The following is a 23,960-nucleotide window of genomic DNA, read 5'->3' as shown; positions in this document are numbered from 1 at the left end:
ATGTGAAACTGCCTGTTGGCAAGTGGCGGCAGAAATTATTCAGGTTTTACAGATTGTTAGCTGCTTGAATTTTGAGCATGTTTTCTGCGGGGATATACCCGGTACGGCGTTGGTGCTGGCGTGGTTGCGGCGAATTTGATCAATTATTTCAGTTAGTTAAATTTAGGATTTTGTTCATTTGAATTTAGGTGAGGTTGCTGAAGAAATGGGCATCCATTTTGCAGTAAAAGACCTGACAAAATTAGCAAGACAGAATTAACCTCTCGGCGAAATCATGCCTGTGTTTTCGAACGACGGGGCAAATACATCATGAGCCGGGCGGCATACACAGGTTCCGTTCTCTGCGGTGCCGGTATTCTGGTGGCGGGGCCTGCAGTGGCCGCGCAGACAATGGAGCTGGCGACTTTCCAGAAGAGCCTGGACATGGTTTGGGTGCTGTTTGCAGCCGGACTGGTTTTGTTGATGCAAGTTGGTTTCATGTTGCTGGAAGCTGGCCTCGTCCGTTCCAAGAACTCGATCAACGTTGCCCAGAAGAACCTTCTCGATCTCGCCGTCTCCGTTCTGATCTTTGCGGTCTTTGGCTTTTCGCTGGCATTCGGCGCCGGCGGAAGCTGGTTTGCGGGATTTGACACGCGGCTGTTCGGTCTGTCGGAGCTTGACCCCTGGGGCCTGACCATCTTCGCCTTTCAGGTCATGTTCTGCGGTACGGCGGCAACAATCATTTCCGGTGCGGTGGCTGAACGCATGCGCCTTTCGGCGTATATCTGGTGTTCCGTGCTGACTGCCGGGCTGATCTATCCTGTGTTTGCGCATTGGGCCTGGGGACAGGCGCTGTTTTCAGATGCCACGGCAATGCTTGCCAACATCGGCTTTGTCGATTTCGCCGGGTCAACGGTGGTCCATGGCACGGGCGCATGGATCGCGCTGGCTGCCTGTGTAATCCTGGGGCCGAGATCCGGCCGTTTCGGAGTGGACGGGCGGGCCTATCGCATTCAAGGCCACAGCTCCGTTCTTGCAACGTCTGGTGCGTTGATCCTTTTTGTGGGCTGGCTTGGCTTCAACGGCGGCTCCACACTTGCCGCCTCCTGGCATGTGCCGATGATCCTCGCCAACACCGTTCTTGCCGCCGCCGCTGGCACCGGGGCGGGGTATCTTCTTGGCCGTCAGAAAGACAAGGTCATTCTGCCGGAAAACTCGATCTCGGGGCTATTGGGTGGCTTGGTTGCCGTCACTGCCGGTTGCCATCTTCTGACCCCGGTCGGTGCATTGGTGATTGGCGCCGCCGGTGGTGCAGTTGCCATTCTCGGTGCGATCCTTCTGGAACGGGTCCTGAAGATTGACGATCCCGTCGGTGCAATCAGCGTACACGGATTTTCAGGCGTTGCCGGTACGCTGGGCCTGGCGCTTCTGGCACCAGCAGACCAGTTGCCGCTGGGAGCTCATCTGCCGCAGTTTCTGGTCCAGTTTACCGGAGCGCTTGCCTGTTTTGTCTGGAGTTTCGGGTCCGGCTGGCTCGTCCTGTCCGTCCTGAACAAGATGCAGCCGATCCGGCTCGACATTGCCAGCGAGGATCTTGGCCTCAACGAGGCGGAGCACGGCACGCGGCTCGGTATCGGACATGTGGAAGATGCTCTTGATCGCCTGATCGCCGGCAAGGCGGACCTTTCCATGAGGCTGGAAGTTGCCAAGGGCGATGATTCAGAGCGTCTGACGCGTCTGTTCAATGCGCTCATGGACACCGTTCAGAACGAGGAACAGGCTCACAATCGTGCCGCAGATGCCAAGCGCACACGCGAAGAGGCCGAACGCCTGTCGGCCCTTGCCAACGCCACTTTCGATGCAATCGTCATTTCGGTCGACGGACGGATCCTGGACGGTAACAAGACCTTCGAGGATCTCATCGGTTATCCGATCGACGAACTCGAGATGCGTGGATTGTACGAGTTTGTCGACAATGAACTCGCCGGCACGCTCGAGGAGCATCTGGTCAAGGCGGAAAAGGAACCGAGGGAAGTCACTCTGATCAACCGCTCCGGTGAGCGTGTACCCGTCGAGATCCGCACCCGTGTCATTTCCTATCGCGGCATTCCGACCCGAGTCTCCGCTCTGGTTGACCTCAGGGAGCGCAAGAAGGCTGAGGCACAGATCCTGCACCTTGCCCAGCACGATCCGTTGACGGACCTGCCCAATCGCGCCGTCTTCAATGCCGAGCTCAAACAGACCATCGGCAAGTGCAAGCAGTATGGTATGTCGGCAGCCCTTCTGATCATCGATCTGGACCGTTTCAAGGATATCAATGATCTGCACGGTCACCCGGTCGGTGACATCGTTATCCGTGTCACCGCCGAGCGTTTGCGCCACTCGTGCCGCCACGGCGATACCGTTTCACGCCTCGGCGGTGATGAGTTTGCGATCATCCAGAACGGCATTCAATTCGCCAATCAGGCAGAGGATATGGCCATGCGTCTGGTCAAGTCCCTGTCGGAGCCGATCGACTGTGGCCACGGGCTAATTCTGAAACCGGGAGCAAGCATCGGTGTTGCACTGATGACCGGATACGACGCCGAAGACCAGGTCATCTCCAATGCCGACATCGCGCTTTATAACGCCAAGAACGGCGGACGGCATACCTATTGTGTCTTCCAGCCGGGCATGGGGGATGAAGTTCGCCAGCGCAGGGCCTTGGAAAAGGACATGAATACGGCACTCTCGGCGGGCGAATTTGAGTTGTTTTTCCAGCCGCGCATGTGCCTGGCATCCGCGCGTATCGTCAGCTATGAAGCTCTCATCCGCTGGAACCATCCCGAGCGTGGACTTGTCAGTCCTGCCGAGTTCATTCCCGTCGCGGAGGCTTCCGGCCAGATCGTTCCGATCGGCAAGTATGTGTTGGCTGAAGCCTTGAGGATAGCCTCCTCGACAATCACCACTGCCAGCATCAGTATCAACGTCAGCCCAGTTCAGTTCCGCGATCGGGATTTTGTCGATGACGTTCGCAGAGCCATCGAAACGTCAGGTGTTCCGGCAGGCCGGATCGAACTGGAAATCACCGAAAACACCCTGATTGAAGACGACGCCAGAGCGTTGGCGGTGCTGACACGCCTAAAGGAAATCGGGGTGAAAATAGCGCTGGACGATTTCGGCGTCGGTTATTCGTCCCTCAGCTACCTGAGCCGCTTTCCCTTCGATTGCATCAAGATCGACCGGTCCTTCGTTTCCGAAGCACAGCGCAATTACGGTTCTTTGGCGATCATCGAAACGGTGGTCAGGCTCGGCAAGGCTCTCAAGATGCGCGTCGTCGCCGAAGGCGTGGAAGACACGGAAAAGCTCTGCCTGTTGGCACAGCGCGGATGCCACGAAGCTCAGGGTTATCTGATCGGAATGCCCGCACCAACGTCCAAACTTGTCCGGAGTATCCCGGAAGAAGTGAGTGAAGCGCTCGATCGGCTGAAGTTCGGCGGGCTGCAGGTGTTTGAAGCGGCCAACCAGAAGAACCTAGCCAGCTAGACGCCCTCGTCAGTTCACATTGGATTCCGACAGTGGCAGAAGCATGGTCCTGTTCAGCAGGGCATCCGGATCGTGTATTTCCGGCACCTGGGTGCAGTCGGGCTGCGGTTCGGTTGTCTCGCCTCGCTTTTCCTTGAGTTCCGCGCAAATGGGAATGGCCGCCTGCCGGGTGCCGTTGACAGCCGTCGTCACTATGTCTTGCAGGGTGCCTTCGCCAGCGTGCAACGCGACAGCGAGATGCTTTCCGAACAGCGATATCGTGCGGTCTGCGGAATAATTGGCTGACTGGCCTGGGCCAGAGGAAATGACCAACGCTTCCGGCCTGTTCTTGTTATCGACCGAATGATGTTCAAGAAGGCCAAGGTCGAACGCCTGAGGATTGTTGGTGTCCAGTATCAGAATGACTTCGCCAGCAGGAATGGCGTGGATCAGTGCCGCAAATGCGGAAGCAGACATCCAGGTTCCGTCGCTGATCGCCTGAAGCGTTGTCTCGGGCCTGGCACTTGCCCAGAGTTCCAGCGCATAGTTGGTTTGGTCAGTGTTGCCGGTTGGCTCGACAACACCAAGTGGCAAGTTGGCGTAGATCACCAGCCTGTCTTCAGGTCCGAGCTTGTTGGCAAGTTCTGTTGCCTTGAGTTTGAGCGCTGCAGCACTGGCGCCCTCGTTGACAAGCAAGTGTTGCCGGTCAGGCCCGGCGTCGAGCCTCGGGGCCAGTGAGGACATCACCTTGTCAACGCTGTAACGGCAGATTTCGACCGATTGCGGGTTCCAGGGAGGGCAGGTCCCAAGACCGAGGATGTGGTTCTTCATCGACGCGCCATCTTCGGCTGCGGAAGGTCCACCATAAAAGGGAAACATCAGAATGGCTGCCGCCCCGAGGCGTCGGCATGCGTCACCCCACGACCGAACCCTGCGTGTCCTTGCCTCTGGTACGCTTACGGCCATCATGTCTCCCTGAAACCTGTTTTGACAGGATTTGGTATTTATACTTTTCAACAGTGAAGGCTGAATAAACCAGACTGCGTATATCTATAGAACTCTGTTGTAATCTGTTAATCAACTTTCTTTTGGCAAAGCAGTCTTCAAATCATGCTGAAACATGCGAAACGAAGATGCAGAACTTATCTTTCGATACTGAAGTTACGTAACGTAAAATTAGATCTCAGGCATTCAGTTGTTTGAGACGCTCAATCACTTGTTGGGTGTCGTCTGTAAGGGTTCCGGTGTCGGCCTTTCCCACCGCAATGACCATGCGGATCAAGTCTGGCAGAGTGTCGCGACCGCCAAGATTTACCGTACGTTTGATGAGGCGCCGGATCATGTCGTCCGGATTGCTGCTCTGATTGGCGAGCCATTTGGCAAACTGGAACAATTCCTCCACTTCACCGGCAGGCATTGCAAACACCGACTGAAGCTGTTCCAGGATCATATCCTGTTCGGCTCTGGAAATGCCGCCATCGGTTTCGGCGACGAGGACCAGTAGAGATGCAGCCGAAACACGAGGATCATCGACACCTTCTGCCGGGTGCTGGTTTGCTCGTGTCCTGAAACCGAAACGCCGCGCGGCTGCCTTGACGTCTTGAGCAGCATCAAGCACCACCCTGGTGTTGTCGGCGACCCTGCGAACTCGATAGATCCAAAAAGCGCCGGCGGCTAAAATGCCAAGAGCTGCAAGCAGAATATGCAAGGAAAATCTCCTTCAAAAAAACTGCGTCAGCTTTACCTCAGGTTGCGGGAAAAATCGTGACAAAAATCACGAGGGTGCCGGGAGTTGAAAGAAAAAAAAAGCCGCGCCGGTTCGGCGCGACTGTTTTTCGACGGCTCAATTAGGAATCGTTGCCGTCGGTCTTGTCCATGAGCGGCTGGTTGGTTGCCTGATTGCCGTCCAGGTCCATTTTGGTTGAAGCGTGGTTTTCAACACGGCCTTCAACCTGCTGTTCGGCTGTCAACGGTTCGTCGCCGTCAAGATCGCCCACCATTGCTTTGGGGGCATCAACCGGTGCATCGGCCGCAGCTGCTGCGTTTGCTTCAGGACATGCAACGATTGGCTTGTCGCCGCTTCCGTCGCTGCCGCAAGGGTCTTCCGCCTGTGCGAAGCCGACCATTGCCGTGGAGGCGATGAATGCGCTCATGAGCGGAACGATTGTCTTCTTAAGGGTAAGCATTGGTTTTCTCCTTTGCTTCGTGAGACACCTGCAACTGGCTGAAACCTGACTTGAGGTCCGTGCCGTTGAGGCGGTCGGGGAGAAAATGCAATGACACCCGGTATCGTTCCTGATTTTTCAGTCACGAAATTTTCAGATGAGGAACATCAAGTTTCAGGAACGAAATGGGCAGGCACTTTTCGTGCGCGTGGGTAAACGGTATTGAGAAACAAGACGTTGAATGGAAAAAGTGAAACGGCGCCATCAACGGCGCCGTTCGTGATTTCAACGTTTGGAGAGGGCTGACATTGCCCGGATGCTCGCAAATCAGGAAGCTGCTGCCACCTGTTGGTCTTTTGACGCGACAAGGCGTGTAACCACGTTTTCTATAATCTTGTGGCCGGCATCCTGATCCAGAGACATGATCGATTCCGGATGGAATTGCACCGCCGCGATCGCTTCTTTCTCGTGTTCTATCGCCATCACGATCCCGTCCTCGGTTTCCGCTGTCACGCGGATATCTGCCGGCACCGTTTCCCGTTTGGCGTAAAGCGAGTGGTAGCGGCCGACGACCACCGGGGCGTTGAGGCCTTCGAACAGCAACGAGTTTCCGGAAACGGAAATCGGCGATGGCTTGCCGTGCATCGGTACGTCAAGCTGGCCCAGTTCCGCCCCGAAGTATTCGGAGAGCGCCTGCAGCCCGAGGCAGACCCCGAAGATGGGCAAGGCGCGAGCGCGCGCTCGGCCGATGGTGGCGGCACAGTCGAAATCCTTGGGATTGCCTGGGCCGGGAGACAGGACCACCAGATCCGGATTGACGTCGTGAAAAACGTGGTCTGCCACCGGGGTTCGGTAGGTAACGACATCTGCGCCGGTCTGTCGGAAATAGTTGGCAAGCGTGTGCACGAAACTGTCTTCGTGATCGACCAGCAGGATCTTCATACCTTTGCCGGGTTTCCGGTCCTCGCGCTTCTCTTGCGCGTTGACGGCAAGACCGGCCTCGCGAACGGCTGCCCGCATGGCTTCCGCCTTCAGTTCGGTTTCGGCTTCCTCGTCTTCCGGAACACTGTCGTACAGCAGGGTCGCGCCGGCACGGATCTGGGCTGTGCCGTCCTTGATGCGCACGGTGCGCAACGTCAGGCCGGTGTTCATGTCTCCATTGAAGAGCACGGCACCAATCGCGCCGCCATACCAGGCGCGTGGGGACTTTTCATGGTCTTCGATAAACTGCATGGCCCAGCGTTTGGGTGCGCCTGTCACGGTTACCGCCCAGGTGTGGGAGAGAAAAGCGTCGAGCGCATCCATGTCTTCGCGCAGGATGCCTACTATGTGGTCCACCGTATGGATCAGGCGGGAGTACATTTCGATCTGCCGCCGCCCGATCACCCGAACGGAGCCGGGAACGCAGACGCGGCTCTTGTCGTTGCGGTCGACATCGGAACACATGGTCAGTTCCGCTTCGTCCTTGGCGGAGTTCAGCAGCTTGCGGATTTGGGCTTCGTCTTCAATGGCGTTCTTGCCGCGCCGGATCGTTCCGGAAATCGGGCAGGTTTCCACCCGGCGACCACCGGTGACCCGCACGTACATTTCCGGCGAAGCGCCGACGAGATATTCCTGATTGCCGAGATTGAAGAAGAATGAATAGGGGGAAGGGTTGATCTGGGCGAGGCGCCGCGAAACGGCGGACGGTGGATTGGCGCAGGGCTCGTAGAAGGTCTGGCCGGGCACGGTCTCGAACAGATCACCCCTGCGGAAGTAGTCCTTGGCCTTCTCGACGAGCTTTGCATATTCGCCAGATTCATGATCACCGCGGCCCGGGTCGCGGTTCGCCGGCGTATACTGCTGCTTGGCTCCCGTCCGCTCCATGCCCTTGGTGGTACGACCACCGACAACAAAGTCATATTCCAGCACGTAGGCGCGTTTGCCGTGGTGATCGACAATCAGGATCTCATCCGGCAGAAACAGGACGACGTCGCGCTGGTCGTCCGGTCGGTCGAGCTTCTGTTCGATGGGCTCGAACTGAAAGGCAACGTCATAGCCGAAGGCGCCGTAGAGCCCGAGCTGGTCATCGCCACAGGCGAACATGTCCTTCAGGGCTCGGATGATCGAAAAGGTAGACGGCTGGCGTGAGCGTTCTTCCTCGTTGAACAACCGGTCAGGCCGCTTGACCGTCAGCTGGATCTTGCCGGCGTCGGCATTGAAGGTGGCCACATCGTCATGTTTTTTCAGCACTTCGGCAATTGCCGGCAGCAGCAGGCCTCCGCGGTCGTTCAGCGCACGGATTTCGACGTTTCTGTCTGTTGCTTCCATCACCAGGGGCGGGTTCACCAGCGCCATGTCCCAGCGAGTATACCGTCCGGGATATTCATAGGAGGAGGAAAGGACCGCCCCCATCTCGGCATCCAGCCGGTCGATCCATTCCGACGTTCCGGTTTCGTAGTCGGAAGGGCGCGATGTGCGCAGGATGGTGATCCCGCAATCGGTTTCATAGGTCTGGTCTGCCAGCACCGGCATGTCTCTGGTCCCGTTCTGGTGGCTGCCTTTGTGACGGCCTTATAAAGAACCAAGGCCGCCAGCGGTGTCCCGCGGCGGCCTTTGGTTTGATACTCGATCCCTTCAGAGCATGACTGATCGCTGGCCGCCTATTTCGCGCGACGCCACCACCAAGCTGCTTTCAGGTTCATGTTCATGGCAAGAGGGATAGATTATACGCTTCTGGATGGCAACGAAAAAAGACTACCTGACGTTTTACCGGCTTTTCCAGTGCGGCGCGGGCCGCCCGTCCTTCAGACCGTGCTTCAGCCATGCGTCCCAGGCTGCATCGATATCATCATACGTCCCATTCTCCTGTATGGCGTGCAGTCCCTCATCGAGAAGGGCTGCTACCGCGCTTGAGCGCTCGGGCGTCAATTTGGAAAATGATACGAAGAGACCGAACCTTGCGAGTTCGTGGACGGCCTTGGGGGCTGGGGAAATGAGATCCTGACTGTTGCTGATGTGAAAGTCGGCAACCTTTTCGTAGGCGACGGCGTAGTCGGTTCGCCTCTTCGCTACCAGCGCAAGTGTCTGCAGATCGGAATCCACCTCTACCTTCGAGATCGTCTCATCGGCATCGAAGGCGTCGGTGTAGGTGTACCCTCTGACCACGGAGAAGGTCTTGTCTTTCAGGAAATCGGGATGAAATTTCGCCGTGTTGTCCGGATGGCTGTAAACCAGGATCTTTCCGAAAAAGAGCGGTGTCTGGTGAAAAATGTAATTGCGCTTGTTTTCATCCGAGCCGGTGGTGTCGAAGCAGCCAAGCTGCCTGCCCTGGGCGACCTCGCGTATGCACCTGTTGTACGGCATGACGTGGAGCGTGACGTCGCAGTGTTTTGCGCTCAAGGCAGCGGTTACTAGATCCACTGCAAAGCCGCGTAGCTCTCCCTCATGAAGGCCTGAATAGGGAAAAAAGGCATCTTCCGCTGCAAGAACGATCTCTTCATGCATCGGGCATTGGCCGGATTGTTCCGCCTTCGCGCTATCGTTCGGCGAAAGCAGCATCGCACTTAATAGAACCAACGCATGCGGCAGCCTGACTGTAATACTTTCAAGCAATGCCATTGCCCGGCACGCCGTCTGGGAAGGCGATGATCCCATTTCGGTGGTCGACCCTTTCAGTGTTGGGAATCCCGTTCACGCCTGGCTGTCGTGAAGGTGCTTCATATTAACGTTTCGCTCTCGAACTTCAGCTTCCTGAAAGGTCGCATGAAATGTGAGGGGAATGGCTCGGCAGAGACCGAGAATCTCATCGATGGCGAGTATATAGACGACGGACCGTGTTTGTCTTGCAACCTGGATACAAGTTCTGGTCAGGACCGGCTTCTCCACCAAAGCTCACGGAAAACCTTCATTTTCCGCTTGCCTTCTTGACCCTTCCGCCAAGATGCTGTTTTTGCAGTGCAGCGATTTTCAACAAGGTGCCTCCGCACGAACGGAGGCCAAGTGGCTGACAGAAAACTGGCAGTGAGGGGCACATGGAACACTACGATCTGGTTGTGATCGGCAGCGGACCGGCCGGGCGCCGGGCGGCGATCCAGGCGGCAAAATTCGGCTACAATGTTCTGGTGGTGGAACGCGGACGGCGGGTCGGCGGCGTTTCGGTGCACACCGGAACCATTCCTTCCAAGACTTTGCGTGAGACCGTGCTCAACCTGACCGGATGGCGCGAACGCGGCTTCTACGGCCGCTCCTACCGGGTGAAGGAAGACCTGACGGCTGCGGACCTTCGCGCGCGGTTGCACATCACCCTCAATCACGAGGTCGAGGTTCTGGAGCATCAGTTTGCCCGAAACAAGGTCGATACGATCCGGGGCGAGGCAAGGTTCATCGAGCCGCACAAGATCGAAGTGGAGGGCGATGCCGGGGAAGTTCATTTCATCACCTCGGACAAGTTCATCATCGCCGTCGGAACCAAGCCCTTCCGCCCCGACTATGTTCCCTTTGATGGAGAATATGTTCTCGATAGCGACGAGATCCTCGAGCTTGGCGAATTGCCCCGATCGGTCGCTGTCATCGGCGCAGGTGTTATCGGTGTCGAATATGCCTCGATATTTTCCGCACTCGATGTACACGTGACGCTGATCGAGCCGCGCGACACGATGCTCGACTTCCTGGACAAGGAGCTCGTTGCCGATTTCACGCATCAGCTCCGAGACCGTGGAATTGCGCTGCGTTTTGGTGCAAAGGTCCAGAAGATCGAAAAACACGGTCCCGCAGAATGTGAAATCACGCTGGAAGGTGGCCGTAGTGTCCGGTCCAACGTCATCCTGTTCGCGGCAGGGCGCATGGGCGCGACCCCGAACCTGAACTTGCAAAGCTGCGGCCTGGAAGTGGACCATCGTGGTCGTCTGAGGGTCGACCCGATGACTTTCCAGACCGACGTGCCGCATATCTATGCAGCTGGCGATGTCATCGGTTTTCCGAGCCTTGCCTCGACCTCCATGGAGCAGGGGCGCATTGCGGCCTGTCAGGCCTTGGGAGAAAAGGCCTACGATCCGCCCGAGTATTTTCCCTATGGCATCTATGCGGTTCCGGAAATTTCGACCGTCGGCATGACCGAGGAGGAGATCAAGGAACGCGGCATTCCCTACGAGTGCGGCGTTGCCCGTTTCCGCGAAACGTCACGCGGCCACATCATGGGTCTCGATACCGGCATGCTGAAGATGATCTTCTCGCTCAAGACCCGCCGGCTTCTTGGATGTCATATTGTGGGCGAGGGCGCGACCGAACTGGTTCACATCGGCCAGGCTGTGCTCAATCTGCGTGGTACGCTGGAGTATTTCGTCGAAAATACCTTCAACTACCCGACGCTGGCTGAGGCCTACAAGATCGCCGCGCTCGATGCCTGGAACCGTATGCCGCCACTGGATCACTGAACCAGCGGTGGCGGCCTTGTCTGACGGGCTCTTGCAGATCAACTGGAATAAGGCGGACGATCCGAATTCAGCAGAGCCAGCAATTCTCCGGCAAGGCTGCCTGGGTGACTTCGCCGCCATCTTCGATCCAGTGTGCAATTCCCTTTTCGACGTTGACCACGTTGGTGAAGCCGGCCTGTCCGGCGAGATATTCTGACAGAGCCTGGCTTCGTTGCCCCGTCTGGCAGATAAACACCACTTCGTCCGAGGGGCCGGAAACCAACTTCTGAAGTTCGCTGCCGAAGGCAGGGTTCACCTGGCCACTGTCATTGAAGAACGTAACCAGGTGGCTGCCCGGAATGACGCCGGTTTGCTTCCACTCGTCAGGACGCCGGATATCAATGACCGTGGTGCCTGAGGCGAGCTTTGCCTTCAGGGTGCCGTTGTCGATATCAGAGAATTTCTTCGCCTTGACCTCAAGCAGTTCGATTTCGAATTTCAATGTGGCATCCGGCGGAATGATCCCGCCTGCGCCTTGCGACCCATAAGCCATGTCTGGCGGAATGATGAGCTCGCGCTTGCCGCCGACCTGCATGCCCTCGACGCCTTTTTCCCAACCGGGAATAACGCGCCGCTCACCCAGTGTGAACGAAAACGGCGTGCCTCGGTCGACGCTGGAGTCGAACTTCGTTCCGTCCATCAGCCAACCGGTGTAGTGCACCACCACCGTTTCACCGACGTTTGCTTCTTCGCCGGTTCCTTTTTCAATATCCCGGATCTGCAGCTCTTCCTGTGCCTGTGCCGGCAGGACGAAAAGCATGATGGCGAAAATGCGCGTAACCAATTTGAGCATGATGTGTGGTCCCGGTGTGTTGTTACGGACAAGAATTGGTCATCTGGGACAGGAAAACAATCCGGGTTTCGATCACAGTGACGGTAAGTCACAAGGCCGGGGCGGCTTGTGGTTTCCAGACCAGAAGCGCCTGGCTAGCGTATGCGCCAGTCAGGTCTTGCCAAGAGGATCGTTGACGGAGCGAATGAGCTTTTCCAGAAGGTCTGACAATTGCTGTTGTTCTTTTTCGCTTAAGCCGCTCACAGCCTTCTGCTGTGTTGCAATGTAGTCGGGCATTTGTCCCTTGATCAGGTCCAGTCCCTTCGGGGTCAGGCAAACGGTGAGTGCCCGTCTGTCGTCCGGATGCGGGCAGCGTTCAACCAGACCTGCTTTCTCCAGCTTATCGACCCGGGCCGTCATGCCGCCCGAGCTCATCATCGTGGTCCGGTACAATTCCGTCGGCGTCAGCTTGTAGGGTGGTCCGGACCGCACGAGGGTTGCCAGAACATCGAATTCACCCGTCTTCAATCCGATATCCGCGTAGGCAGGGGCAAGATAATCGCGACCCATCACCTGAGACGCTTCGTTCAATCGTCCAAGCAGAACCATTGGCGACAGCTGCTCCGCGATCTCGGGTATTTCCCTTTGCCATTGCCTGCGCGCGCGCTCCGCACGGTCGATTAGCAGGTCTTCCGGATCTCCGAACAGGTGATCCGATGGCTTCTTGGTGTCGCTTGACCGGGTGGTCATGGTCGGAAACTCCAGATCATTTCCAGTCAGATGACGCACTTTTTCACGAGGGAGCAAGAGGTTGCGTAACTAGCTGACATATCGACTGTTTTTGTTGTTTCGATACTGGCCGTTTCGGGTGGTTCTGTCAACTGATGTCAAGAATCTTGAAATTAAGTATCTTGAAATCGAGATAATATGCGTTATCTGTTCTGGCAACGGTGCAGCATCAAGCCAGCGCCAAATTGTGAGGAAGGACAGTCCCATGGTGGACACGACCAGATTAGGAACATCCGCAAGTGCGGCTTCCCTGCAGCAACAAGCATCTCTTTCAGGCGAAAGGCGTGAAAATCCCTTGGATCAGCCGTTGGTGCTGTTGTTGATCGTCGGTGGTTTTCTCGCCGTATCCACGGTGATTGCCAAGGCCGCCCCCATGACCGGGTGGCATCCTTTGGCCCTGTTGCAGTGGTCCATCCTTGGCGGTGCTGCGGGTTTGTTCGTTATTAGCAGGATTGCAGCCGGAGGAAGTATCGCCGCTAAAGGGGACACAGACGTCAGCCGGGGCCAGTTTGCCTTCTACCTGCTGGTCAGCGGTCTCCTGTTCATTGCCCCGAACATGATCGCAGTGGTTGCTGCGCCAAAGGTCGGGGCGGGGTTTGTTTCGCTGAGCTACGCATTTCCGCTGGTTCTGACTTATGGATTTGCTGTTCTGTTGCGCCTGGAGAAGTTTCAGGTTCTGCGTGGGGTTGGCGTTCTGTTCGGTCTGGCCGGTGGCATCTTGCTGGCGGCGTCCGGACGTCAGCTTTCCGTGGATGCCTCCTGGTGGGCGATGTTTGCGCTGTCGATCCCTGTATTCCTGGCTTCCGGTAACATTTATCGCTCGGTCAAGTGGCCAGCAGGCGCACGGCCGGTAAATCTTGCTCTCGGCATGATGCTGGTCGGGTTCGCGGCACTCGGACTATTTACTGCCACGGCTGGTATCCCCGTTGTGCCCGGCACCTGGTCGCTTGAGGCCACTGGTCTGTTGGCAGCCCAAATAACGATATTCGCTTTTCAGTACGGGCTGTATTTTCGCCTGCAGCACACAGCCGGGCCTGTCTATCTCAGCCAGATAGGCTCCGTTGCCGCGGTGATTGGTCTTGGCCTCGGATATCTCGCCTTTGGTGAAGTGCCAAACTTGGCGAAACTGGCGGCCGTCGCAGCTGTCGGGGCCGGGATTGTGCTCGTCAGCAAAGGGCGCGGCGCTGTAGCGAAAAAGTCAAACTAGTCTTGCCATACCCCAGGAACCGATCCCGCAACTCGCGGGGTCGGTTTGTCGTCTTTGGCTTCCAGGTGATTTCTCACCCCCAGAGCCAGGCCGCTCCCCGCACACCAGAGCTGTCGCCATGCATAGCCTTGCGGATCGGTGTCTCGAAGGTATCGGAGAAGATGTAAGGCGTCATTGCGGGAGGGAGGTCGGCATATAGCTCGTCGATATTCGACATGCCGCCACCCAGGACGAATACATCCGGATCGAGCAGATTAGCCGACATTGCAAGCGCACGGGCAAGACGGCTGACGTAAGCCTCGTAGACGGCAGTTGCCACCGTGTCGCCGGAGCGTTTCAGCGCCATGATTTCATGGCCTTTCAACAGCGTTCCGGTCCTGTCCTTGTAGTCGAGCTGAAAGCCCGTTCCCGAACACCAGCGATCGATGGCGCCCTTGTGGCCGATCCAGCTGTCGGGACCCGGATACTCTTCCGGCTTTAGCCAGGGCACGGTGATCGCTCCCCATTCGCCACCGATGCCGTTGGCACCAAGATGGGCTTTCGCGTCGATGGCAATGCCCGAACCGCTGCCTGTGCCGATGATTATGGCGTGAACGATATGCGCTCCAGCACCTGCGCCATCGGTCGCTTCGGAAACAGCCAGACAGTTTGCGTCATTCTGGATACGCACCGGGCGGCCAAGTACCCTCTGCAGGTCCTGGTCCAGGGGCTTGCCGTTCATCCAGGTGGAATTGGCGTTCTTGACCAGACCTGTCTTGGGGGAAAGCGAACCGGGAATGCCAAGACCGAGCGTTCCCGTCTGTCCGGTTGCCTTTTCGGCCGCCTCGACCAGAAAACGGACTGCTTCCAGACAACCTTCATAGTCGTCCCTGGGGGTGTCGACCCGTTGCCGGAACAGTTCCTCGCCCTCGTTGGAAAGAGCGATGATTTCGATCTTGGTTCCACCCCAGTCAATTCCCAGCCGCATTTTCAGTCCATCCGTCTTGGCAGTTCGAAGGCAGCTGTCTGGCCGTCTTCAAGTTCGCTTGTTTGTTTTCCGTAGGTTTTGAATTTTTTCAAGATCGCGGTCATTTCTTCCGCATCCAGTATCACAGGTTCACCCAGGATCAGGGCTGATAGATACTGGTCTGCCAGATCTTCCACGCCTTCCGCGGTCGAAAGCGCCTTCTGCAAGGTTGCTCCACCGGCGATCTGCCCATGATTTGCAAGCAGGCAGGCGTTTCTGTCACCAAGTGCTGAAATCATTGCCTCGGACAATCCACGGGTGCCGAAGGTGGTGTAATGGGCGCATTCGATACGGTCGCCACCGGCAAGCGCCACCATATAGTGAAATGCTGGAATGCCGCGCCGGTGACAGGACAGGGCGGTCGCGCGAGGACTATGGCAATGCACCACTGCGCCGCATTCCGGTTTCGCCAGATAGAAGTCGAGATGCATCCGCCATTCGGAAGACGGTAGTGTCTCGCCGCGGTAGCAGCCGTCCCAGTCCAGCGCGACAATCTTGTCTTCAGTCAGATTTTCGTAAGGCGTTCCCGACGGCGTCACCAAAAAACCGGATTCGGTGCGTGCACTGACATTTCCTGAGGTGCCTTTGGTCAGTCCGAGACGAGGCAAGGCACGGGCTGTCTCGATGATCGCAAGGCGCAGGTCAGGTGTGTCACCTGGAAAGGTGGGCATTCGGGGCCTCTTTGGTTCTGGTTCGGGTGCGAGCGTTAGTTTGGCTGCGCGACCGTGGAAGCGGCGCTTACATGACAGGTATCCGGTTGCCTTTTCAAGGTATTGGTTTGATAAATCCCGTGCCCTTGACCACTCGGTTGAGGATCGCGGTGTTAAGGGACTGAATGGCGGGTTTCGCAGACAAGCTCAGGCAATTGCTTGGATCGGCTGCATTGTCGGCAGACCGGACGGGTAGGGGAGCGCATTCCAGGTCGAGGCCGGGGCACCGTTCCAAAGGCCCGCGCTGGGCCGAGCCGGACATGGAAACTCTGTCTGAAGGAGGCGAGCCCAGGAAGTCAGGCCTGCCACCACGCGCGTCCAGATCTCGTAAACGTTCTCAGGTGACGCCGTACTACATCTGGGGAACCCTGGCGTTGCTGGCTGCCGGTTTCGCCGTTGGCGGCCTGTTCCTTCACCTTGCCGGGCAAGGGGGGGAGGAAAGCGTTGCAACCGCCCCCTTGATGCCTGATCCGCTTTCTTCCCTGCAGTCTCCGGCCAAGCAGGTGCTGCTGGCTCCGGAACCGGAACTGTCAGCGGAGCTGAAACGCAGCTTCCTGGGCCAGCCGGATCAGCTATGCGACGAATTACGGTCTCTGGGGCTCGGAAACCCCGGCTGGAGTCGGGCGCCTTTCAGCGAAGGCCGCTGGCAATGTGCATCCGACCTGGTGCCCTTGACTACACCCAGCGTCGACTACGGCTCGACAACTCTTTTCTTTCTGCTGCGCGGCCCATCGGAAAAAAGCATCGATTATCTTCGGCTGAAGCTGGTGGTGGAAGATCCACGCCAGATGCAGATCGGCCTAGATGCGGTCTGGCTGGTGATCGACGCCCTGTCGCTTCGGTATGGCTGGACGGTTCCGGAAGTGTTTCGCGAGGCGGTTTCCGGGTTCAGGCAACTGGAAACGACACACAGGGGCGTGCGGCTGTCGGTTTCGCCGGAAGATCCAAATCTGACGGGTGACCCGCTGGCAAGCCAACGGCTCAACATCATTCTGGACTTTGGCGAGCCGGACCTTATCCGGCCCGCCGACAGGTTTGAAAAAGCACCACCACTGGAAAGCGGCTGGAGTGTCAGGGTCCCGGACGGTCAGGCAAGGGAATGAACTCTTCCGCATCGCCGGGTACCGTATCGAAACGGCCAAGGCGCCAGTCTTCCTTGGCCTGCTCGATGCGCTCTTTCGATGAAGACACGAAGTTCCACCAGATATAACGCCGGCCGTCCATCGGTTCGCCGCCAAGCACTACGAAACGGGCCGGCAGGGGAGACGTGTTTTCGATCACCAGATGATCACCCGGTTTGAACACCAGCAGCTGGGCCGGATCGAAATTCTGGCCGGCAATGGTGATCTGGCCCGAGACCGTATAAAGGCCGCGCTCTTCCCATCCGGCATCCAGCGGGATCTTCGCTCCCGGTTCCAGCGTGATATCGGCATAGAACATGTCGGACGCTGTCTTCACCGGTGCCTTGTGGCCATAAAGCTCGCCCGCGATAAGTTTGACTGAAGCGCCCTTGTCGGCAAATTCCGGCTGTTCCTCAGTGCCGTGGTGCTGGAAGGTCGGGTCGGTCTCTTCCAGGTGTTTGGGCAGGGCCACCCAGCTCTGCAGGCCGAACAGGGGACGTTTTTTCTGCAGGCGTTCCGGCCTCTCACGTTCGGAATGCACGATGCCCTTGCCGGCACTCATCCAGTTCAGAGCACCGGGGGCAATCGCAATCTCCGTTCCAAGGCTGTCACGGTGATACATCTCGCCTTCGAAGAGATAGGTAACTGTCGCCAACCCGATGTGAGGATGTGGACGCACGTCGATACCGCCGCCGACCAAAAGTTCTGCCGGGCCCATCTGGTCGAAGAAGATGAACGGGCCAACCATCCGCCGCCTGGCGGACGGCAAGGCTCGTCTTACCGAAAATCCGCCGAGGTCGGATGTCCGCGGTACGATGATCGTTTCAATCGGGTCACAGCTTGCAGCATTTCCCGGTACGGGATCAGGGCAATTCAACCAGCTCATCTGCCTCTCCATCAAAGAACATTCTGTCTTGCAAACTAGATAGGGCCTGCGAAGCCGAAGTGTCCATTGAACAGTCTGTTTCGGGTTTTCATCCCCTGCACAATCTGTATAACGACCAGCCCTTCCTTGCTTTTGTTTGGTGCGACATGAAACGCGTGATGATCGTTGGCGGCCCGGGCTCGGGCAAAAGCACGCTTGCCGTTGCCCTTGGGCGGAAAACTGGACTGCCGGTGTACCACATGGACAAGATTCACTACCGCTCCGGCTGGAATGAACGGTCCCGGGAAGAGAAAGACCGGCTGACACATGAGGTCCATCTGAAGGATGTCTGGATCTTCGAGGGCGGTCATTCAAGCACCTATGCGGAGCGAGTCGAACGTGCCGACACTTTCATCTGGCTCGACGTCCCGGTAACGCGCCGCATATTTCGAGTGCTGAAACGGTCCGTGAAGTACAATGGGCAGAGCCGTCCGGATCTGGCCGAGGGCTGCCCGGAGCAGTTCAACTGGCAAACTGTTGAATTCCTGAGGTTCATCTGGCGAACGAGACAATCCGCCAGAGCCAAGCTGGAGCACATCTACCGCGAACCTCCGGACCATCTGAAAGTCTATCGGTTCAGCACCCTTGCCGAAATCGACGACTTTCTGGCGAGCCCTCGGCAACAGGGCTGAAGGCTCATCCTGTCTCTTGACAGGTGCGCCTGACGGGCGGCACAACAGGGGCTCACCCGGGGTGCCTCCAGAAGAGGCTGAGATACTGCTGGCGCACTTGCGCAGTGCAGGGACCCGACGAACCTGATCCAGGTCATGCTGGCGAAGGGAAGGTGTTCTCGGTCAAATGCAATTGCCGCCGCAATGCGCCACCCTTGGCCACCTTTCCAAGCCGAATGTCCGAAATGCGGGACCTTTTCCGGTCCGTACGGAGATGCGTTTTATGCAAGCGGGATACCGGTTATCGCGCAAAGGCGAAGGACTTGCGGTCTTTCCCGGAAGAGGGCCGGAATGAGGGTCGGGATAAAGGGAGCAGGTGTCGCCGGTCTGGCGCTGGCGCATGAGCTTGTCTTGCGCGGCGTGCAAGTCGAACTGGTGGAAAAAAGCAGGGATTTGTCCGCCAGTGCTTCCTGGCTCGCAGGTGGCATGCTGGCGCCTTGGTGTGAGCGGGAAAACGCAGAAGAAGAGGTCTTGCGGCTTGGACAAGCGTCCATTGGCTGGTGGCGCAAGGTCCTGCCAGGGCAGGTTCAGCAAAATGGCACGCTGGTTGTTGCTGCGCCGCGCGATACTGGAGAATTGAGCCGGTTCGCTTCTCGGACCAACGGTTTTGAATGGCTCGACAGCGCAGCGCTGGGCGCACTCGAGCCGGACCTCGCAGGCCGTTTTGCAAAGGGGCTCCATTTTGTCGGGGAAGCCCATCTCGATCCGCGCCTGGCTCTCACCACATTAAAGGCAAAGGTTTCAGAAGGTGGTGCTCACGTCAGGTTCGAGGCGCAGGACTTCACCTTGTCGACCGACCTGATTGCAGACTGTACCGGCATGGCCTCGCCGGATCCGCACTTGCGTCCCGTACGCGGTGAAATGTTGATCTTGCATGCACCGGATGTCTCGCTTTCGCGGCCGGTGCGATTTCTGCACCCCCGAATTCCGGTTTACGTGGTGCCTCGTGACAATGGGGTCTTCATGGTCGGTGCGACCATGATCGAAAGTCGCGACCAGGGGGCCGTCAGTGTTCGGTCCACCATGGAACTTCTGAATGCCGCCTACAGCCTGCATCCGGGATTTGCCGAGGCAAAGATCATCGAAACCGGGGTGGGCCTCCGCCCGGCATATCCAAACAATCTTCCTCGTCTCACGTTTACCGGCAACACGTTGTCAATGAACGGATTTTACCGGCATGGCTTCCTGCTTGCTCCGCATTTTGCCACGGAGGCGGCAGACAGGATCGTGCAACACCTTCAGGAGAAGTCCCTTGAAGCTAACCATTAACGGCGAACCTCAGGAAGTTGTCAGCGCGACGCTGGCTGCGCTTCTGGACGAACTGGCCTATGACCATGAGTTTCTTGCAACGGCACGCAACGGCGATCTGGTTTGTGCTGAAGAACGAAGCGCTTGCTTCCTTGAGGCGGGCGACCGTATCGAGATCCTGTCGCCGATGCAGGGAGGATGACGCCCATGTTTGAAGTTTACGGCGAAAGCGTTGCGTCGCGTTTCCTGCTTGGAACTGCCCAGTACCCATCACCCCAAATTCTGTCGGACGCGGTGAAGGTATCCGGGGCTGAAATTCTGACGGTGTCCCTTCGGCGCGAAACGGCAGGAAGTGGCGGAGGCGGCCGGTTCTGGGACCTTATCCGTGAAATGAACGTCAAGGTGCTGCCCAACACTGCCGGATGTCATTCGGTAAAGGAAGCCGTCACCACCGCTAAAATGGCGCGCGACCTATTTGGAACCGACTGGATCAAGCTGGAAGTGATCGGTCATCACGACAGCCTGCAGCCGGATGTCTTTGGCCTCGTGGAAGCCGCACGTATCCTGAGCGATGACGGATTCAAGGTGTTTCCATATACGACGGACGATATTGTTGTCGGCGACCGGTTGCTTGAGGCGGGATGCCAGGTGTTGATGCCCTGGTGTGCGCCAATCGGTTCGGCGAAGGGGCCGGTCAATCCGGATGCCCTTCGTGCTTATCGCAGTCACTTCAGAGGCATCCCACTTGTTGTCGATGCCGGTCTTGGCAGACCGTCCCATGCGGCCGCTGTTCTGGAACTCGGTTTCGATGCGGTACTGCTGAATACGGCTGTCGCAAAGGCCGGAGACCCTGTCGCGATGGCCAAAGCCTTTGCAGTTGCAATTGAGGCCGGTCGCCTGGCCTATAAAGCCCAACCCCTGGAACCCCGCGACATGGCGGTTCCTTCTACCCCGGTTCTCGGAATGGCGGTGTTTGAATGAAGCTCGATCCCTTTTACCTCATCGTCGACAGTTCCGAATGGATCGAGCGACTGGTTCCGCTTGGCGTCAAGCTGGTTCAACTGCGCATCAAGGACGCGAGTGATGAAGTCCTGCGAAAGGAAATCGCAGCATCCAAGAGCGTGTGCGAGAAGCACGGCTGCCAACTTGTCGTGAACGATTATTGGCAGCTCGCGATTGAACTGGACTGCGACTTTGTCCACCTTGGTCAGGAAGACCTTGCTGACGCCGATGTGGCGGCCATTCGCAAGGCGGGGCTGAAACTTGGCGTTTCGACCCATGACGGTGAGGAACTGGAAACAGCGCTTTCTGTCGAGCCCGATTATGTCGCGCTGGGGCCTGTCTATCCGACGATCCTGAAAGAAATGAAATGGGCGCCTCAAGGCGTTGAAAAGGTCGGTCGGTGGAAGCGGCAGATCGGCGAATTGCCGCTTGTTGCCATTGGCGGCCTCAATCCGGAGCGTCTGCCGGGTGTGTTCGAGAACGGCGCAGATATCGCAGCCGTTGTCACCGACATCACCCGCAATGCCGATCCGGAAGCACGCACCAGGGAATGGATAATGGCGACAGATCCCTGGCGGTAGGTCGAGCGCGTTTCACCTTCGGCCTGGCTAGCCGAATATCGCCTTGTCGCGCGCGACTTGATCGCGCAGAAAGTCCTGTGCTGCAGCGACATGGCGGAGAGGGCGTGAACTTTCATGTGTCACCATCCAGTAAGCCCGGTGAAGCTTTATCTCCGGGAGAACTGCGACCAGATCGGCATTATCGCGCGCGATGAAATCGTGAAGGATGCCGATACCGGCGCCGGACCTGACTGCTTCGGTCTGGCCGAGTGCGGAGGCGATTTCAAATCGTGCGGTCCAGTCTTTGAGGATCTCGGTGCCATAGTTCAGCGATGGCGAGTAGAGCAGGTCTTCCACGTAACCAATAAGATCGTGGTCGATCAGATTGCTTGCGGAGGAAGGCGTTCCCCGGCTTTCCAGATAGGTTTTTGACGCATAAAGGCCGAGCGAATAGTCGACGAGCTTGCCGGCAACCAGCCTGCCTGTTTCCGGCCTGTCTATTGTCACGGCGATATCAGCTTCACGGCGGGAGAGCGAGAAGGAGCGGGGTACTGGAACGAGCTGCACCGTCAGTCCTGGATGTTTTTCCGTGAGCTTGCCAAGCCGGGGCGCAAGATACGCGACACCGAAACCATCGGGCGCACCGATGCGAACGGTTCCGGAAATTTCCGGCGTGTTGTTTGTCAGGTCGGCTTCCGCTGCCACCGCCTCGGCTTCGATCCGTTCTGCCCGGTCAAAGAACCGGCTGCCGGCTTCCGTCAGAAGGCAGCCGGATGTTGATCTGTCGAAGAGGCGTGTGCCGATGCTGTCTTCAAGGCTCGTCAGCCTGCGTGCCACCGTGGCGTGGTTGAGGCCGAGACGGCGCGCTGCCGCCAGGATTTGTCCTGTTCGAGCGATCGCGAGAAAGATGCGGATGTCGTCCCAGTTCATGTTGATTTGCTTTCCGCGATAATCAGCCCGCTCTGATTTGTTTTTTTCAACCGATGTTCGGATACCAGGCGCCATGGCCGCCGAGTTCATGGTGGTGAGATCACGTCTTGCTGCGCACCGGCATTTGGTAGAGTTTCAGCCGGGATGACAACCGAGGGGAATTGGACCTATCGTTTGTCTCAAACGCTCTGTGGCATTTTATTGCATAACTTCAAAAAACGCACAACGGGTCCGGAAATCTGGTTCTTGTTTGTAGCAAAAATAAAAGTCAAAAAAGACATCATCTTTGATGCTCGCCCAAAATCCTTTTGGCTGGTGTCAGGACATATTGGGAGAAACGCGACATGCGGAAGATCGGTCATTTTATCGGCGGCAAACACGTGGAGGGAACCTCCGGCCGCTTTGCAGATGTCTACAACCCGGCAACCGGTGAAGTCGAGGCGCAGGTCGCCCTGGCCAGCCAGGCCGAGATGGACGCGGCAATTGCCAATGCCGCTGCCGCACAGCCTGCCTGGGCTGCCACCAATCCGCAGCGTCGCGCTCGCGTGATGATGAAGTTCGTTGATCTTCTCAACCGCGACATGGACAAGCTGGCTGAAGCTCTTTCCCGCGAGCATGGCAAAACGATTCCGGACGCCAAGGGCGACGTTATCCGCGGTCTGGAAGTTGCCGAGTTCTGCATTGGTGCGCCGCATCTGCTGAAGGGCGAATTCACCGAAGGCGCCGGTCCGGGCATCGACATGTATTCCATGCGCCAGCCGCTTGGCGTCGTTGCCGGCATCACGCCGTTCAACTTCCCGGCCATGATCCCGATGTGGAAATTCTGCCCGGCGATCGCTTGTGGCAACTCCTTCATCCTGAAGCCGTCCGAGCGCGATCCGTCCGTGCCGATCATGCTTGCTGAACTGATGATCGAAGCCGGTCTGCCGGAAGGTGTTTTGAACGTTGTCAACGGCGACAAGAGCGCGGTCGATGCAATCCTGGACGATGAAACCATCCAGGCTGTCGGCTTCGTCGGTTCCACGCCGATTGCCCAGTATGTTTATGCCCGTGCAACAGCATCCGGCAAACGCGCCCAGTGTTTCGGTGGCGCAAAGAACCACATGATCATCATGCCGGATGCCGACCTCGATCAGGCGGCCGATGCTCTGATCGGTGCCGGTTACGGCGCGGCCGGCGAGCGTTGCATGGCTGTTTCTGTTGCCGTTCCGGTTGGCGAAAGCACCGCAAACGCACTGATCGAGAAGCTTGCGCCGAAGGTGGAAGCACTGAAGATCGGGCCGTACACGGCCGGCAACGACGTCGACTTCGGTCCGCTGGTGACCAAGGAAGCGCTTGCCCGCGTCAAGGGGCTCGTCGATCAGGGCATCAAGGAAGGTGCGAAGCTGGTTGTCGATGGCCGCGATTTCTCCATGCAGGGCTATGAGAACGGCTTCTTCATGGGTGGCTGCCTGTTCGACAACGTCACCAAGGACATGGACATCTACAAGACCGAAATCTTCGGTCCGGTCCTGTCCGTGGTTCGCGCAGAGAACTACGAAGAAGCTCTCGATCTGCCGCTCAGCCACGAATACGGCAACGGCACTGCGATCTTCACCCGTGACGGCGACACCGCCCGCGACTTCGCGTCCCGCATCAACATCGGCATGGTCGGCATCAACGTGCCGATTCCGGTGCCGCTCGCCTACCACACCTTCGGCGGCTGGAAGAAGTCCGGTTTCGGCGATCTCAACCAGCATGGTCCGGACGGGTTCAAGTTCTACACCCGCACCAAGACCGTGACCTCCCGCTGGCCGTCAGGTCTGAAGGACGGGGCCGAGTTCGTGATCCCGACGATGAAGTAATTCCTCCCGGACCAAGTCCGGTCTGGCGCTCCCGGTTTCGCCTGGAGCGCCTCTTTTTTGCCTTGTAAAATGAT

General features: G+C 57.7%; 21 protein-coding genes and 1 riboswitch. Of the genes, 10 read left to right on the top strand and 11 right to left on the bottom strand.

Features of this window, described 5'->3' with window-relative positions; genetic code table 11:
* Positions 1-309 precede the first annotated feature (309 nt).
* Positions 310-3,504 carry an ammonium transporter gene (gene amt, locus FIV05_RS22520; protein ID WP_209009757.1) on the top strand — a complete coding sequence of 1,065 codons (3,195 nt, stop codon included), beginning with the start codon at positions 310-312 and terminating at the stop codon, positions 3,502-3,504.
* A gap of 9 nt (positions 3,505-3,513) precedes the next feature.
* Here the strand turns inward: amt and FIV05_RS22515 are convergent, their stop codons facing one another.
* The 5 genes from FIV05_RS22515 to FIV05_RS22495 form a co-directional block, all read right to left on the bottom strand.
* Positions 3,514-4,452, bottom strand: a complete 939-nt coding sequence (locus FIV05_RS22515) for a hypothetical protein (protein WP_209009756.1) — start codon at positions 4,450-4,452, stop codon at positions 3,514-3,516.
* A gap of 214 nt (positions 4,453-4,666) precedes the next feature.
* Complete coding sequence (locus FIV05_RS22510; protein ID WP_152511047.1) at positions 4,667-5,191, bottom strand: TerB family tellurite resistance protein; 525 nt, start codon at positions 5,189-5,191, stop codon at positions 4,667-4,669.
* A 139-nt stretch (positions 5,192-5,330) separates the two neighbouring features.
* The gene (locus tag FIV05_RS22505; RefSeq protein WP_062488992.1) at positions 5,331-5,669 is read right to left on the bottom strand and encodes a hypothetical protein; all 339 of its coding nucleotides are present in this window, start codon (positions 5,667-5,669) and stop codon (positions 5,331-5,333) included.
* Between the two features lie 306 nt (positions 5,670-5,975).
* The gene (locus FIV05_RS22500) at positions 5,976-8,162 is read right to left on the bottom strand and encodes an anthranilate synthase component I (protein ID WP_152511046.1); all 2,187 of its coding nucleotides are present in this window, start codon (positions 8,160-8,162) and stop codon (positions 5,976-5,978) included.
* Positions 8,163-8,396: 234 nt separating this feature from the next.
* Entirely contained in the window at positions 8,397-9,248 is an 852-nt protein-coding gene (locus FIV05_RS22495) for a transporter substrate-binding domain-containing protein (RefSeq protein ID WP_173013911.1), read from the bottom strand.
* Between the two features lie 413 nt (positions 9,249-9,661).
* Between FIV05_RS22495 and sthA the strand changes: the two genes are divergently transcribed.
* Positions 9,662-11,062 (top strand): Si-specific NAD(P)(+) transhydrogenase, encoded by a 1,401-nt coding sequence (sthA, locus tag FIV05_RS22490; RefSeq protein ID WP_152511044.1) that lies wholly within the window; start codon positions 9,662-9,664, stop codon positions 11,060-11,062.
* Between the two features lie 67 nt (positions 11,063-11,129).
* Here sthA and FIV05_RS22485 read toward each other — a convergent pair whose 3' ends face one another.
* Together FIV05_RS22485 and FIV05_RS22480 are read right to left on the bottom strand one after the other, a co-directional pair.
* Positions 11,130-11,894, bottom strand: a complete 765-nt coding sequence (locus FIV05_RS22485) for an FKBP-type peptidyl-prolyl cis-trans isomerase (protein WP_152511043.1) — start codon at positions 11,892-11,894, stop codon at positions 11,130-11,132.
* A 150-nt stretch (positions 11,895-12,044) separates the two neighbouring features.
* Positions 12,045-12,623 (bottom strand): MarR family winged helix-turn-helix transcriptional regulator, encoded by a 579-nt coding sequence (locus tag FIV05_RS22480; RefSeq protein WP_152511042.1) that lies wholly within the window; start codon positions 12,621-12,623, stop codon positions 12,045-12,047.
* A 118-nt stretch (positions 12,624-12,741) separates the two neighbouring features.
* On the opposite strand from FIV05_RS22480, the gene FIV05_RS22475 reads away from it, so the two are divergent.
* Positions 12,742-13,869 (top strand): DMT family transporter, encoded by a 1,128-nt coding sequence (locus FIV05_RS22475; RefSeq protein ID WP_209009755.1) that lies wholly within the window; start codon positions 12,742-12,744, stop codon positions 13,867-13,869.
* Between the two features lie 73 nt (positions 13,870-13,942).
* Here FIV05_RS22475 and FIV05_RS22470 read toward each other — a convergent pair whose 3' ends face one another.
* Both FIV05_RS22470 and FIV05_RS22465 read right to left on the bottom strand, forming a co-directional pair.
* Complete coding sequence (locus FIV05_RS22470; protein ID WP_152511041.1) at positions 13,943-14,836, bottom strand: ROK family protein; 894 nt, start codon at positions 14,834-14,836, stop codon at positions 13,943-13,945.
* Between the two features lie 2 nt (positions 14,837-14,838).
* Complete coding sequence (locus FIV05_RS22465; protein WP_152511040.1) at positions 14,839-15,546, bottom strand: class II aldolase/adducin family protein; 708 nt, start codon at positions 15,544-15,546, stop codon at positions 14,839-14,841.
* 299 nt (positions 15,547-15,845) lie between these two features.
* Between FIV05_RS22465 and FIV05_RS22460 the strand changes: the two genes are divergently transcribed.
* Positions 15,846-16,688 carry a DUF6030 family protein gene (locus tag FIV05_RS22460; RefSeq protein ID WP_152511039.1) on the top strand — a complete coding sequence of 281 codons (843 nt, stop codon included), beginning with the start codon at positions 15,846-15,848 and terminating at the stop codon, positions 16,686-16,688.
* Here the strand turns inward: FIV05_RS22460 and FIV05_RS22455 are convergent.
* Positions 16,657-17,592 carry a pirin family protein gene (locus FIV05_RS22455; protein WP_152511038.1) on the bottom strand — a complete coding sequence of 312 codons (936 nt, stop codon included), beginning with the start codon at positions 17,590-17,592 and terminating at the stop codon, positions 16,657-16,659. The genes FIV05_RS22460 and FIV05_RS22455 overlap by 32 nt on opposite strands.
* 146 nt (positions 17,593-17,738) lie before the next feature.
* Here FIV05_RS22455 and FIV05_RS22450 point away from each other — a divergent pair, with 146 nt between their 5' ends.
* The 5 genes from FIV05_RS22450 (at position 17,739) to FIV05_RS22430 (ending at position 21,133) form a co-directional block, all read left to right on the top strand.
* Positions 17,739-18,263, top strand: coding sequence for a DNA topology modulation protein FlaR (locus tag FIV05_RS22450; RefSeq protein WP_209009754.1), 525 nt, complete (start codon positions 17,739-17,741; stop codon positions 18,261-18,263).
* 47 nt (positions 18,264-18,310) lie between these two features.
* Positions 18,311-18,431: riboswitch (TPP riboswitch) on the top strand.
* Positions 18,432-18,593: 162 nt separating this feature from the next.
* A complete protein-coding gene (gene thiO / locus FIV05_RS22445; RefSeq protein WP_152511036.1) occupies positions 18,594-19,571 on the top strand; it encodes a glycine oxidase ThiO in 978 nt (325 codons plus the stop codon).
* Positions 19,555-19,752 (top strand): sulfur carrier protein ThiS, encoded by a 198-nt coding sequence (thiS, locus tag FIV05_RS22440; RefSeq protein ID WP_152511035.1) that lies wholly within the window; start codon positions 19,555-19,557, stop codon positions 19,750-19,752. Before thiO ends, thiS begins: the two co-directional genes overlap by 17 nt.
* Positions 19,753-19,757: 5 nt before the next feature.
* Positions 19,758-20,531 carry a thiazole synthase gene (locus FIV05_RS22435; protein ID WP_152511034.1) on the top strand — a complete coding sequence of 258 codons (774 nt, stop codon included), beginning with the start codon at positions 19,758-19,760 and terminating at the stop codon, positions 20,529-20,531.
* The gene (locus tag FIV05_RS22430) at positions 20,528-21,133 is read left to right on the top strand and encodes a thiamine phosphate synthase (RefSeq protein WP_152511033.1); all 606 of its coding nucleotides are present in this window, start codon (positions 20,528-20,530) and stop codon (positions 21,131-21,133) included. Before FIV05_RS22435 ends, FIV05_RS22430 begins: the two co-directional genes overlap by 4 nt.
* 27 nt (positions 21,134-21,160) lie before the next feature.
* Here the strand turns inward: FIV05_RS22430 and FIV05_RS22425 are convergent, their stop codons facing one another.
* Entirely contained in the window at positions 21,161-22,042 is an 882-nt protein-coding gene (locus tag FIV05_RS22425; RefSeq protein WP_152511032.1) for a LysR family transcriptional regulator, read from the bottom strand.
* Positions 22,043-22,386: 344 nt separating this feature from the next.
* Here FIV05_RS22425 and FIV05_RS22420 point away from each other — a divergent pair, with 344 nt between their 5' ends.
* Positions 22,387-23,886: a CoA-acylating methylmalonate-semialdehyde dehydrogenase gene (locus FIV05_RS22420; protein WP_152511031.1), complete on the top strand. Its 1,500-nt coding sequence runs from the start codon at positions 22,387-22,389 to the stop codon at positions 23,884-23,886.
* Positions 23,887-23,960: the final 74 nt, after the last annotated feature.

The organism is Labrenzia sp. THAF191a (genome assembly GCF_009363335.1).
Taxonomy (GTDB): domain Bacteria; phylum Pseudomonadota; class Alphaproteobacteria; order Rhizobiales; family Stappiaceae; genus Roseibium; species Roseibium algicola.
Note: the sequence above shows the minus strand (reverse complement) of the source record. Positions and strands in the feature narration are given on the sequence as shown.

Bases quoted from the DNA above. Each gene is read 5' to 3' on its own strand.
- FIV05_RS22500 (WP_152511046.1), bottom strand. From the start codon at position 8,162: ATGCCGGTGCTGGCAGACCAGACCTATGAAACCGATTGCGGGATCACC.
- FIV05_RS22435 (WP_152511034.1), top strand. From the start codon at position 19,758: ATGTTTGAAGTTTACGGCGAAAGCGTTGCGTCGCGTTTCCTGCTTGGA.
- sthA (WP_152511044.1), top strand. From the start codon at position 9,662: ATGGAACACTACGATCTGGTTGTGATCGGCAGCGGACCGGCCGGGCGC.
- FIV05_RS22430 (WP_152511033.1), top strand. From the start codon at position 20,528: ATGAAGCTCGATCCCTTTTACCTCATCGTCGACAGTTCCGAATGGATC.
- thiO (WP_152511036.1), top strand. From the start codon at position 18,594: ATGAGGGTCGGGATAAAGGGAGCAGGTGTCGCCGGTCTGGCGCTGGCG.
- FIV05_RS22515 (WP_209009756.1), bottom strand. From the start codon at position 4,452: ATGATGGCCGTAAGCGTACCAGAGGCAAGGACACGCAGGGTTCGGTCG.
- FIV05_RS22480 (WP_152511042.1), bottom strand. From the start codon at position 12,623: ATGACCACCCGGTCAAGCGACACCAAGAAGCCATCGGATCACCTGTTC.
- FIV05_RS22425 (WP_152511032.1), bottom strand. From the start codon at position 22,042: ATGAACTGGGACGACATCCGCATCTTTCTCGCGATCGCTCGAACAGGA.
- FIV05_RS22420 (WP_152511031.1), top strand. From the start codon at position 22,387: ATGCGGAAGATCGGTCATTTTATCGGCGGCAAACACGTGGAGGGAACC.
- FIV05_RS22455 (WP_152511038.1), bottom strand. From the start codon at position 17,592: ATGAGCTGGTTGAATTGCCCTGATCCCGTACCGGGAAATGCTGCAAGC.
- FIV05_RS22505 (WP_062488992.1), bottom strand. From the start codon at position 5,669: ATGCTTACCCTTAAGAAGACAATCGTTCCGCTCATGAGCGCATTCATC.
- FIV05_RS22470 (WP_152511041.1), bottom strand. From the start codon at position 14,836: ATGCGGCTGGGAATTGACTGGGGTGGAACCAAGATCGAAATCATCGCT.
- amt (WP_209009757.1), top strand. From the start codon at position 310: ATGAGCCGGGCGGCATACACAGGTTCCGTTCTCTGCGGTGCCGGTATT.
- FIV05_RS22485 (WP_152511043.1), bottom strand. From the start codon at position 11,894: ATGCTCAAATTGGTTACGCGCATTTTCGCCATCATGCTTTTCGTCCTG.
- FIV05_RS22495 (WP_173013911.1), bottom strand. From the start codon at position 9,248: ATGGCATTGCTTGAAAGTATTACAGTCAGGCTGCCGCATGCGTTGGTT.
- FIV05_RS22465 (WP_152511040.1), bottom strand. From the start codon at position 15,546: ATGCCCACCTTTCCAGGTGACACACCTGACCTGCGCCTTGCGATCATC.
- FIV05_RS22450 (WP_209009754.1), top strand. From the start codon at position 17,739: ATGAAACGCGTGATGATCGTTGGCGGCCCGGGCTCGGGCAAAAGCACG.
- FIV05_RS22460 (WP_152511039.1), top strand. From the start codon at position 15,846: ATGGAAACTCTGTCTGAAGGAGGCGAGCCCAGGAAGTCAGGCCTGCCA.